The following is an 11,138-nucleotide window of genomic DNA, read 5'->3' on the forward strand; positions in this document are numbered from 1 at the left end:
TCCCAGGAGCGGACATGGCCGAGGCTCTAAGCGACCTCGCGGATCAGAAAGTCGACGTCGCGACGGTCCCGCAGGACGAGTTCGAGGCGCAACTCTTCCCGCCCGAACAGCGACGGTTCACCGGCCCGCTGAAGCATGCGGTGACCCTCGCCGCCGTGACGCTGACGCTGATCACGCTCTACTTCGCGTTCACCGCGACGATCGGCGAAATCGCGACGCGCTCGCTCTACCTGGCGTTCGCCGTGCCGCTCAGCTTCGTCCTCTATCCCGCGTTGGCGCGCAGCCGCCGGGACAGGCCGAGCTGGCTCGACTGGGCGCTGGCGGCGGCCGCGGTGGTCGTCTTCGGCTGGGCGTTCCTGTCCCAGGGGCGCTGGCTCGACCGCTATGTCGGCTTCGACGACATCCCGCCGTACGACATCGTCCTCGGCGTGATCGCGCTGGTCGTCACCTTCGAGGCGACGCGGCGCACCGTCGGCGGCATCATCGTCGGTCTCAACCTCGTCTTCATCGTCTACGCGGTGACGGGGCCGTACTGGCCGGGCCTCTTCCAGCATCGCGGCGTGCCGCTCGATGAGCTGATCGAGGCGCTGTACATGGACACGACCGGCCTCTTCAATTTCATCACCGGCATCATGGCGACGTTCCTGTTCGCCTTCCTGCTCTTCGGCGTGCTGCTGCGGGCGACGGGCGGGGACGTGATCTTCACCAACCTCGCGCTGTCGATCGCAGGGCACCGGCGCGGCGGGCCGGCGAAGGTGGCGGTGATCTCCTCGGCGCTGATGGGGATGCTGTCCGGCTCCTCGATCTCCAACGTGGCGACGACCGGGACGATGACGATCCCGCTGATGAAGCGGACCGGCTACAAGCCGACGGAGGCCGCGGCGATCGAGGTGGTGGCCTCGGTCGGCGGCGCGCTGACGCCGCCGCTGATGGGGGCCGGCGCCTTCATCATGTCGAACCTCACCGGACTGCCGCTGCTGACGATCCTCCTCTATTCGATCGGGCCGGCGCTGCTCTACTACCTCTCGGTATACGTCTACACAGACGCGACGGCGGCCAAGCGGAACCTCAAGGGCCTGCCGCGGGAGGAGCTGCCACGGCTCGTCGACGTCGTCTTCGACGGGTGGCACATCCTCGCGTCGATCTCGATCCTCGTCGTCCTGATGCTGCTCGACTACACGCCGTTCTTCGCCGCCGGGGCGTGCGTGCTCGGCACCTTCGCGATGGCCATGGTGCGCCGCTCGACGCGCATCGGCCCGGCGAAGATCGTCGCGACGCTCGAAGCGGGCACGCGCGTGGCGCTCAGCATCTCGGCGCTGCTCGCGAGCGCGGCGATCATCTACGGCGTCGTGGTGCAGACGGGGCTGCTGACGAAGATCACCTCGATCCTGCTATCCTTCTCGGGCGGTTCGTCCTTCATCGCGATCGCCCTCATCGGCCTCATCAGCTACGTGGTCGGGATGGGGCTGCCGGTGACGGCCTCATACGTGATCATCGCCGCACTCGGCGCGCCGTTCCTGCAGGACCTCGGCGTGTCGCTCCTCGCCGCGCACCTCATCATCTTCTGGTTCGCGCAGGATTCGACGATGACGCCGCCGATCTGCATGACCGCGATGGTCGGCGCGCGGATCGCCGGCGCGGACCCGATGAAGACCGGGTGGCTGTGCGTGAAGGTGGCGAAGGCGCTCTACATCCTCCCGTTCGTCTTCGCCTACGGCAATCTCCTCGACCCTTCGCCGTACGTCGTCGTCTACGGCACGCTGGCGATGGCGCTGTCGATCGCGGCGCTGCAGCTCGCGCTGACCGGGTATTGGTGGCGCCCGCTCGGCGTCGCGGAGCGGGCGGGCCTCACGGCGGCGAGCGCCTGCGGGATCGGGGCGACGCTGGGAACGGTGGTGGAAGGCCTGCCGTGGCTTGCCGCCGCCGCCGTGCTGACCGCCATCGTCGCGGTCCGAGCGCGCGGCCGCGCGGTGCCGTCGGTCGCCGGCGCCTGACCGGGGTCTCTCAGGGGGGAGTGCGGGTGGTTACTCGAGCCAGTTGCGGCGTTTGCAGCAGCCGATGTACTCGCCCCACACCCAGCCGTTCTTGCCGGCTGAGCGTCCTTCCAGGACGTGGATGTGGACCCAGCGGTGGCCGCGGTTCTCGAACGCGCTGTCGACGTCGTCCATCACGACGACCGCAGTGCCGCGGGGAAGCCCGGTGATCCGCTTGTGGGATGTGGAGGGTCCGGAGCGCAGCCAAGCGTCGGATGCAATCGCTGGTAGCTCGAGCTGATCAGCGACTGCAGTCCCAGCGGTCAGGAGCGCGACCGCAAGCAGGATTGTTCGCAGAACAATTTCCATACTTTCTAATAACAGAAGTTATGCACAATACCAAGCTTTCCGGCACAGAAGTGCCGGTACTGCGCGCGCCAGTGTCACCCAAGCTGACGGATTGATGCTGACTAGGGTAATTTCAGCAACGATTCCGGGGTGTTCGTTCCGTTCCGCGGCGAGTGCTGCGACGGTTCGCGCAGGGTCCTCTGCACGTCCACACATTTGCTGTCCGTACCCCGTTCCGCAACGCTCGGCCGGCCCATCCCAGGTGCTCACCGAAGGGGTGGCAGCGCGGTGGAGGTGGGTGCCGTGAGGCCGGGGAGGCGCCTGCCGCAGGCTTCGATGCATATTGGATCGGGGCATGCCGCGTGGTAGCAGCAGCCCATGGTTGATCTCCCGCTCCTCCTCGCCTTCCTCGCTGCCGCTTCGGTTCTGACGATCACGCCCGGTGTCGACACCGCGATGGTGCTGCGGGCGGCGACCTTCCACGGCCGGCGGGCGGCCGTTCTGGCGTCGATCGGAATCGGACTCGGCTGCCTGTTCTGGGGCGCTGGCGTCTCGCTCGGGCTCGGTGCGGTGCTGCGAGCGTCCGAGCTGGCGTACATGATCGTCAAATTCGCGGGTGCGGCCTACCTCCTGTGGCTCGGCGTGAAGCTTCTGCGCAACCCGCGCTCGCTGGCGAAGGGGGAACCCGGGTCGACGGCCACGAGCGGCGGGTGGGACGCGTTCTGGCGCGGTTTCCTGACGAACCTGCTGAACCCGAAGATCGGCGTCTTCTACATCACCTTCCTGCCCCAGTTCGTCCCCGCCGGCGCGGGCGTCGCCGGCTATTCGTTCGGTCTTACCTGCCTGCACGTCGTCCTGTCGCTGGCGTGGTTCGCGGCGCTGATCGCCGCAACGGTGCCCCTGGGCCGGGTCCTGCGGGGGCCGAAGGCCGTCAGGACGCTGGACCGGCTGACCGGGGTGGTGTTCGTCGCCTTCGGCCTCAAGCTCGCGACGTCGTCCGCGCACTGACGGGCGCGTCGGGGGATTCGACACGCGACAGGGGCGATGTACCATCGCCCCGGCCGCCCGCTCGTCCCGCCGGGGCCGGTTCGCACCGGCCCGGGCTACGACGATGGCGTGCGCCGCCGTATCGAGATCGGGACACTCGGGTGTCCGCCTGAGGTTGCTGATGGACACCACGCGCGACGGGCGGCTTCGCCGCTATGGCGAGCTTGACGGCAAGACCTTCCTGATCGGCGTCGGGGCCGCGAAGTGCGCGACGAGCTGGCTCTGGGCGTACCTCGCCACGCTCGACGGCGTGGTCGTCTCGCCCCTGAAGGAGCTGCACTTCTTCAACGCGAAGGTTCGCCGGCACGCGATCGAGGACATGGACACGACGGCGATCAGGCGCCTCGCGTTCCATATCGTGCAGGAGGGGGACGCTTGCGCGCGGCTGCGGACCGAACCGCTCTTCCAGGCCAGCGTGGACCGGGTCGCGATGATGTACGACGACAACGCGTACTTCGGCCACTTCGCCCGGCTCTGCACCGGTGCGCCGGACGCCCGTGTCGTCTGCGACATCACCCCGTCCTACTCCCTCATGGGCCGCGAGGGGTTCGGGGCGATGCGCGCGTTCTGCGCCTCTCAGGACGTCGCGGTGAAGCTCGTCTACGTCATGCGCGATCCGGTCGACCGGCTCTGGTCGCACGTGCGCTACTACAACCACCTCGACTCGCGCCGGAATGCGGAGACGTCATGGCGTGACCTCCTCGACGACCCCCGCTTCATGGGACGCTCGGACTACGCCGACGCGGTGGAGGCGCTCGACGCGACCTTCGCGCCGGGGTGCGTCCACTACGTCTTCTACGAGGATCTCTTCACGGATGCCGCGCTGGCGGACCTCTGCGCGTTCCTGGATGTTGAGGCCAGACCCACGGACATGTCCGCCCGGCGCAACGAGACCGAGATCCGGACGCCGATCCCGGACGAGGCCCGCGCCCTGATCGCCGAGCGGCTGGCCCCGCAGTACGACTTCTGCCGGCGCCGCTTCGCCGGCCGCGTGCCCGAACGGTGGGCGCTGTAAGGGCGAGAGCGGTCCTGTCGCCCGATTTCGTGACTGCCGTCACGCTCCACGCGCTTCGCGTGTGATCGCGATCACGCCCACCGGTTTCCGATCTGGATGGCGCCGCGCCCGATCCCCATTCATGGTCAAGCGGCGGAACAACGCGTTCGAAGTCGCTAGGAAACGTCTACTTTTGAACAGATAAAGGAACAATACTCATGGCTTGTGAAGAAACCATCCCGAACTTCTTTTCCGGTATCAAGTCGTCCGAGGGGCGTGACGAGCAGCGTGACCGTCTCGACAGCGCCATCTCGAACCTGCGCGACTCGGATTACGTGAGCGGCCACGACTCTTCCGACTTCGGTCACACCTCCGACGCCGGTGATTTCGGAATATTCTAGAGCCCCGGCTTTCCCGGGCGCGAATGCCCATCCGGCTTGCTCCACGATCGGGGCGAGCCGGCCCTGTCCCGGGTCCCCCGGACGATGAGGCCGCCACCTTGTGGGCGGCCTTTTCGCATGTCCGGGCCGGGGAGAGTTGCGGGTCCCGCAGTCGCCGTCACGCGCGGGTTCGGCGTTCCGGCCTGGGTTCGGCGCGCGGACGCGCTATGGTTCCGGTCGGGCCCGAAACGCTGCACGAGGACGGACACGATGGATCGGAGACGCTTTCTCGCCCTCGGCGCGGTCGCACTGGCGGCGCCGCGTTCCGCGGTGGCCGCCCCGGATGCCGTCCCGTGGGAGCGGCTCGCCCGGGAGGTCGGCTCCCGGCTGCAACCCGTCGAGTGGCCGCTGGGGGCGTGCGCCGGCGGGGACACGGCCGCTTGCGACGCCCTGTTCGAGAACGCGCGGAACCCGTTCTTCCTCGGCGACCACCCCGGTCTGGCGCAGAGCTTCGGCTGGACCGACGGCTGGGCGCTCCAGCCTAGCGCGCGTGTCGTCGTCGCCGAGACGGCGGGGGACGTCTCGGCGGCCGTGCGCTTCGCCGCGGACACCGGCGTGCGCCTCGTCGTGAAGGGCGGCGGACACAGCTACCACGGCGACTCCAACGCCGCCGGCTCGCTCCTCGTGTGGACCCGCCGCATGGACGCTGTCGTGCTCCACGACGGCTTCGTCCCGTCGGGCTCGGCTGCCGCGCCGCAACCGGCGGTCTCCGTCGGCGCGGGCGCGATGTGGGGCGAGGTGTACCGGCGCGTGTCGGTCGAGGGCGGGCGCTACGTGCAGGGCGGCGGCTGCCTCACGGTCGGCGTCGCCGGACTGGTGCTGAGCGGCGGCTTCGGCAGCTTCTCGCCACGCTTCGGTCTCGCCGCGGCGAACCTCCTCGAGGCGGAGGTGGTCACGGCCGATGGCGCCGTCCGCACGGTCAGCGCCGCGCAGGAGCCCGATCTCTTCTTCGCGCTGAAGGGGGGTGGAGGCGGCTTCGCCGTCGTCACGCGCGTCACCCTGCGCACGCACCCGCTGCCGCGCGCCTTCGGGCTGGTCGCCATGGAGGTGGAGGCGGCGTCGGAGGGCGACTATCGCACGCTCGTCCGCGATTTCCTCGTCCACTACCGCATGAACCTGAGCAATCCGGCGTGGGGGGAGCAGGCGATCTTCCGCCCCGACAACCGGCTCCGGATCTCGATGCTGTTTTCGGACATCGACGAGGACGAGGCGCGTGCGGTGTGGGAGCCCTTCTTCGCGAGGGTGCGCCGCGACGGCGGGCTCCACCTCGGCTCCGAGCCCGTGGTGGTCGCACTGCCGGGGCGGTCGTTCTGGGACCCCGAAGTGCTGTCGGCGATGCCGGGGGTCGTGCTGCGCGACACGCAGCCGGGCGCGCCTCCGGACCGGATCTATTGGGCCGGGAACGCGGTCGAAGCCGGCAAGGTCACCCATGGCTTCGGGTCCGTCTGGCTTCGGTCGGACCTGCTGGCGGACCCCGATGCGCTCGCCGGCGCGCTGGTCGCGGCGAGCCGGCACTGGCCGGTCTCGCTGCACTTCAACAAGGGCCTCGCCTTCAGCGGCGACCCGGTGCGCACGGCTGCCCTCGATACCGCGATGAACCCCGAGGTGACGCGTGCGTTCGCCCTGGCGATCTCGGGGGCGGAGGGGCCGCCGGCCTATCCCGGCGTCGCGGGGCACGCGCCCGATGCGGCCCGCGGCCGGTCCGAGGGCCGGCGCGTCGCGGCCGCGATCGGCGCGCTCAGGGCCGCGACCGGCGCCACCGGCAGCTACAGCGCGGAAAGCGACTACGTCCTCGCCGACTGGGCCTCCGCCTACTGGGGCGAGAACGCCGGCCGGCTTCGTGCGATCAAGCGGGCCCGCGATCCCCGCGGGCTCTTCGTGCAGCATCACGGGCCGGTCGGGTGACGGGGGGCGCCGCCCGGAGGGCCTTGTCGGCCCGATCGGGCCGGGCAGGTGCGGGCGGATGAACGCCGCCCGCACCCGTTCGCATCGTCAGAAGGCGAACCAGGACGCGTCGACTTCGTCGACGGTCACGCCGGCGACGAACATCCGTGCATTGTCGTCGGCGATCGCGACGCCGTTGGCGCGCTGGTAGAGGTCGAAGTCGTCGAAGCTGGTGGCGCCGGTCTCGACCAGGATGGTGTCGACGCCGGTCTCCCAGTCGAGGATGCGGTCGACCCCCTGGTCGCGGAACACGAAGGTGTCGGACCCTTCGTCACCGAAGAGCCGGTCGTTGCCGCGGCCGCCGTCCAGGACATCGTCGCCGAGACCGCCGACGAGCACGTCGTCGCCGATGTCGCCGAAGAGGTCGTCGTCGCCCTTCATGCCGAACAGGCGGTCGTTGCCGAAGTCGCCCTTCAGTTCGTCGGCGTCGCCCGTCCCGGCGATGTTGAAGCCGAGACGCACCGACACGCTGTCACCCGGTGCGTATTCGATGCCGGAGAGGTCGAGGAACAGCGAGGACTTCGTGACGTACGCGTCGCTTTCGCTCACGTCGAGCGTGGTGCGGCCGGTGATGATCGAGACGTCGTTGAGCGTCAGGCCCTTCGGGCTCTCGAATTCGGGAATATTCAGGATCCCGCCGTTGAAAGGCCCGTCGTCGAAGTTGCCGGATTCGTCTTCGATCACCGTATACGTGGCCGTCGAGTCGGCGATGTCCAGTGAACCGACCGCCCCGACATTGGGAAACTCGACGCCGCTGGTGACGGTCGAGGGGAAAGGACCCGCGACGACGTTGTCCGGATCGTCCTTGAACAGTTCGACCGTGATATCCAGGCCCAGTAGCATTGCGAACTCCCGTGGAAAGTAGCCCGACATTCATGTCGGTTAGGTAGGATGATAATTAACCTATATTAAAATCATATGATTTAAAGCTGAACTTTGCATGACGGTCGCAACGGGCCGTCCGCAGGTCCTCGATCGCCCCCGCAAACTGCGGCGTCAACGATGTTGGGCGATGCCGGAGGAGCGGGGTTGGCGAGGCGCTCCGGCGGCGTCTTCGGCGCCGCCGCCGAGACCGCGGATCGCTCTCGCGAAGCCCGGACGCCCACCTCTCACATGCTCCGCATGGGGACCGGCGGGCGGGGCGCTTTCGGACTGCGCCCGTGGTAGTCCCAAGTCATGACATCGACGCAGCGCATCCACTCCTGCCGGATCACCCGCACGGGGATCCGGTCCGAGACCTGCGACCCCACACTGGTCTTCCCGTACTGGAGCTTCACGAAGTCGGTCATCGCGATCTGCGGCCTGACGCTCGCCGAAGCGGGGCGGATCGACCTGGATGCACGGCTTGCGAGCGAAGCCTTCACGTTGCGCCAGCTTCTGCAGCACACCGCCGGCCTGCCGGACTATTCCACGCTGAAGGCGTACCGGGACGCCGTGGCGAACGACGAGGAACCCTGGTCGCGCGACGAGCTGCTCGAGGCCGCGTTGGCGCAGGGGAGGCTGTTTGCGCCGGGCGCGGGCTGGTCCTACTCCAACGTCGGCTACATGCTGGCCCGCGAGTGCATCGAGGATGCCGCGGAGCGGCCGTTCGGATCCCTGTTCAGCGCGCTGATCGGTGAGAGGCTCGGACTGGAGAGCGTCGAGCTGGCGACCACCCGCGATGAGTTCGCCAGGGTGTGCTGGGAGGGGGCCCGGACCTACCACCCTGGGTGGGTGTACCACGGGTGCCTGATCGGCACGGCGGAGGATGCCGCGCGGCTGCTCCATGGTCTCTTCACCGGCAGGCTGCTCGGCGAGGTGACACTGGAACGGATGCTCGACCCGTATCCCCTTGGCGGTGTCATCGAGGGGCGGCCCTGGACGCAGTGCGGCTACGGCCTCGGACTGATGAATGGGCGCTTCGGCGCGGCGGGACGGGCGATCGGCCATTCCGGCGGCGGCCCGTTCTGCGTCAACGCCGTCTACCACTTCCCGGACCGCGACGACCCGATGACCGTCGCGAGCTTCACCGACGGGCGGAACGAAGGCATCGCCGAGTTCGCAGCCGCCGGATACGCAGCCCGCGACACCTGATCGGTCATGGACGGCCTCGCGGGCGCCGCCTCCGTTCGCGAAGGCGGCGCGATCGGGATCAATACGGCGCGGGGATGCCGAGATCGGGCGCCGCCGCCGCCCAGATCGCCACCGCTTCGATCAGGAGGTTGGCGCCCATCGGCAGGAACAGGAAGGCGAGCGCCTCGGCCAGCGCTCCCGCCTCGCCGCCGGCGGCGAAGTAGGTCGACAGGTGGTGGCGCATCGGCGCATCGGCGGCGCGCGCTGCGTGGCACAGGAGGAGGGCCAGCTCGGCGACGCGCGGCTCGATCGGCCCGCGCGCCGCCTCGACCAGCGCGCGGTAGGCGCCGAGCATCTTCTCGGGCGGGGTGAACTCGGCCCAGTGCTCCGCCGCGAAGGCCGTCGCCGCCCAGGATTCGGACGCCGCCGACAGCGCGACCGACGCCCGGATCTCCGCCAGCGACAGCCCCGCCGCGACCCCGCGCTCGAGGTGCAGCTTGCCGACACCTTCGCGCGCGGCGGCCAGCAGCGCGATCCAGACGATCTCCTTCTCGCGCGGCGGCAGCGTCTTCTCGACCAGCGTCAGGCGCGTGTAGAAGGCGTCGTAGAGGGTGAGCAGCTCCGGGTCGTGCGCTGCCAGCATCCGGTGATAGGGCAGCAGGTAGCCGCGCTTCTGTTCCACTTGGTCGATGTCGCTCATGATGCCGCCTCGTCGTAGCCGCCCTGTCCCGAAAGTGCCGCCCAGGCGCGCGTCCGGGGCGAGGCCGCCACCTTCCCCTCGCGGATGAGCGTCAGCCATACGCCCGCCGCGCGGACGAAACGCGGCACGCTGCCCGGGAACATCGTCAGCGAGAGCGCCTCGGCGATCTTCGCCTCCTCGACGCCGGCGGCGGAGAGGTCGACGAGGGCCCGGCCGAGGCCGTCCCAGTCGTCGAGGCACACGCGCATCGCGGCGTCGGCGAGGAGCACGAGGCCGGGCGCGACGCCGAATTCGGCCGCCACGGCGATGCCGGCGGCGCGCTCGGCGGCGGCTCCGTCCCAGGTGTTCAGGTGGCGCTGCCAGGCGTCCGTCACGAACCGGTAGGCGGCCGCGCCGCGCACTAGGGCCGTGAGCCGGACCACCGCCTCGACCTCGCGGTCGGTGCCGCCGGCGGCGTAGAACTTGGCGACATGGTGCGTCGCCTCGGCCTCGTCCGTGGCGATCAGGATGGTCAGCCAGACGAATTCCTTCTCGTGGGGGGAGAGGACGCGGTCGGTCAGCGTCATCGCCCGATAGGCCGCGCCGTAGGCCTCCAGGAGATCGGGGGCGAAGGTCGCCATCAGTCCGTGATGCGGCAGCAGATAGCCGCGTTCCGCCTTCAGCGCGGCAAGGCGCGCCTCCAGCTCCTCGAGTTCGTCCACCGTCACCTCCATGACCGCCCCTTGATCGGCGGCGGCTCGCGTCTCACAGTATCGGCCGAGCGCGCGCCGGCCGTTGAATGTCCTGCCGAAAATGCCGGCGCAGCATCCGCCTCGCACCAGCCCCCGTCACCCTTCCAGGCGGCCGTCGCGGCCGCCGCCCGAGCGATGAGATTCCCGCCGTGCCTTCGACCTCCACACCGCTTCCACCCGTGCCGCTCGTCGATATCGAGGGGCTGCGGCTTCTGGTGTTCGGGGCGGGGTCGGGAATCGGCGCCGCCACCGTCTCCCTCGGCAGGGCTGCCGGGGCGCGGGTGGCCGCCGGCGTCCACGGCGCAGCCGGCGAGCCGACCGGACCGGCGGCATTCGACTGCGACGTCACCGATCCCGCCGCCGTCGCCCGCACCGTCGCGGCCGCCGGCGAGGCGCTCGGCGGGCTCGACGCCGTCGTCGTGTCGAGCGGCGTCTTCCATCTCGGCGACGTGAGCCACACGGGGGACGAGGACTGGGCGCGGGTGATGAGCGTCAACCTCACCGGCCCGTTCCACGTCGCGCGGGCGGTGGCGCCGGTGTTCGAGGCCGCGGGGGGCGGCAGTCTCGTGCTGGTGTCCAGCCAGATCGGCTTCATCGGCCATCGCCGCGCCACGTCCTATGCCGCGTCCAAGGCCGGGGTGAACGGCCTCACGCGGACGCTGGCGATCGAGTTTTCCAGCTTCGGCGCCCGCTGCAACGCGGTCGCGCCGGGGCCGATCGAAACGCCCATGACGGAGGTCGCGCGCAGCGATCCGGACCGTCTGGCGGCGATGACAGCCGGGGTGCCGCTCGGCCGCCTCGGCCGCCCGGAGGAGGCGGCGCGCGCCGCGCTCTTCCTGGCGGCGCCCGCCTCGTCCTTCGTCACCGGCCACGTTCTGGTCGTCGACGGCGGCATCCTCGCCGGTTGAC

General features: G+C 69.8%; 11 protein-coding genes. 7 read left to right on the plus strand and 4 right to left on the minus strand.

Translation table 11 applies throughout. The annotated features are described in order from the left end of the window. Positions 1-14 precede the first annotated feature (14 nt). Positions 15-1,994, plus strand: a complete 1,980-nt coding sequence (locus DLJ53_RS27250; RefSeq protein WP_111351255.1) for a TRAP transporter permease — start codon at positions 15-17, stop codon at positions 1,992-1,994. A 30-nt stretch (positions 1,995-2,024) separates the two neighbouring features. On the opposite strand, the gene DLJ53_RS27255 is transcribed toward DLJ53_RS27250, so the two are convergent. After that, complete coding sequence (locus DLJ53_RS27255; RefSeq protein ID WP_111351256.1) at positions 2,025-2,342, minus strand: SH3 domain-containing protein; 318 nt, start codon at positions 2,340-2,342, stop codon at positions 2,025-2,027. 357 nt (positions 2,343-2,699) lie between these two features. On the opposite strand from DLJ53_RS27255, the gene DLJ53_RS27260 reads away from it, so the two are divergent. The 4 genes from DLJ53_RS27260 (at position 2,700) to DLJ53_RS27275 (ending at position 6,707) form a co-directional block, all read left to right on the plus strand. Then, positions 2,700-3,329, plus strand: a complete 630-nt coding sequence (locus DLJ53_RS27260) for a LysE family translocator (RefSeq protein WP_111351258.1) — start codon at positions 2,700-2,702, stop codon at positions 3,327-3,329. Between the two features lie 160 nt (positions 3,330-3,489). Next, positions 3,490-4,383, plus strand: coding sequence for a sulfotransferase domain-containing protein (locus DLJ53_RS27265; protein ID WP_111351260.1), 894 nt, complete (start codon positions 3,490-3,492; stop codon positions 4,381-4,383). 197 nt (positions 4,384-4,580) lie between these two features. Beyond that, entirely contained in the window at positions 4,581-4,763 is a 183-nt protein-coding gene (locus DLJ53_RS27270; RefSeq protein WP_111351261.1) for a hypothetical protein, read from the plus strand. Between the two features lie 249 nt (positions 4,764-5,012). Continuing rightward, on the plus strand, positions 5,013-6,707 hold the full coding sequence (locus DLJ53_RS27275; protein ID WP_111351263.1) for an FAD-binding oxidoreductase: 1,695 nt from the start codon (positions 5,013-5,015) through the stop codon (positions 6,705-6,707). A gap of 87 nt (positions 6,708-6,794) precedes the next feature. On the opposite strand, the gene DLJ53_RS27280 is transcribed toward DLJ53_RS27275, so the two are convergent. Beyond that, the gene (locus DLJ53_RS27280; RefSeq protein ID WP_162409589.1) at positions 6,795-7,589 is read right to left on the minus strand and encodes a calcium-binding protein; all 795 of its coding nucleotides are present in this window, start codon (positions 7,587-7,589) and stop codon (positions 6,795-6,797) included. A gap of 333 nt (positions 7,590-7,922) precedes the next feature. Here DLJ53_RS27280 and DLJ53_RS27285 point away from each other — a divergent pair, with 333 nt between their 5' ends. Next, a complete protein-coding gene (locus DLJ53_RS27285) occupies positions 7,923-8,819 on the plus strand; it encodes a serine hydrolase domain-containing protein (protein WP_111351266.1) in 897 nt (298 codons plus the stop codon). Positions 8,820-8,877: 58 nt separating this feature from the next. On the opposite strand, the gene DLJ53_RS27290 is transcribed toward DLJ53_RS27285, so the two are convergent. Together DLJ53_RS27290 and DLJ53_RS27295 are read right to left on the minus strand one after the other, a co-directional pair. Further along, a complete protein-coding gene (locus DLJ53_RS27290; RefSeq protein WP_162409591.1) occupies positions 8,878-9,498 on the minus strand; it encodes a carboxymuconolactone decarboxylase family protein in 621 nt (206 codons plus the stop codon). Further along, on the minus strand, positions 9,495-10,199 hold the full coding sequence (locus DLJ53_RS27295) for a carboxymuconolactone decarboxylase family protein (RefSeq protein WP_162409593.1): 705 nt from the start codon (positions 10,197-10,199) through the stop codon (positions 9,495-9,497). Before DLJ53_RS27295 ends, DLJ53_RS27290 begins: the two co-directional genes overlap by 4 nt. A 179-nt stretch (positions 10,200-10,378) precedes the next feature. Here DLJ53_RS27295 and DLJ53_RS27300 point away from each other — a divergent pair, with 179 nt between their 5' ends. Further along, positions 10,379-11,137 (plus strand): SDR family NAD(P)-dependent oxidoreductase, encoded by a 759-nt coding sequence (locus DLJ53_RS27300; RefSeq protein WP_162409595.1) that lies wholly within the window; start codon positions 10,379-10,381, stop codon positions 11,135-11,137. Position 11,138 lies beyond the last annotated feature (1 nt).

Source organism: Acuticoccus sediminis, assembly GCF_003258595.1.
GTDB lineage: Bacteria > Pseudomonadota > Alphaproteobacteria > Rhizobiales > Amorphaceae > Acuticoccus > Acuticoccus sediminis.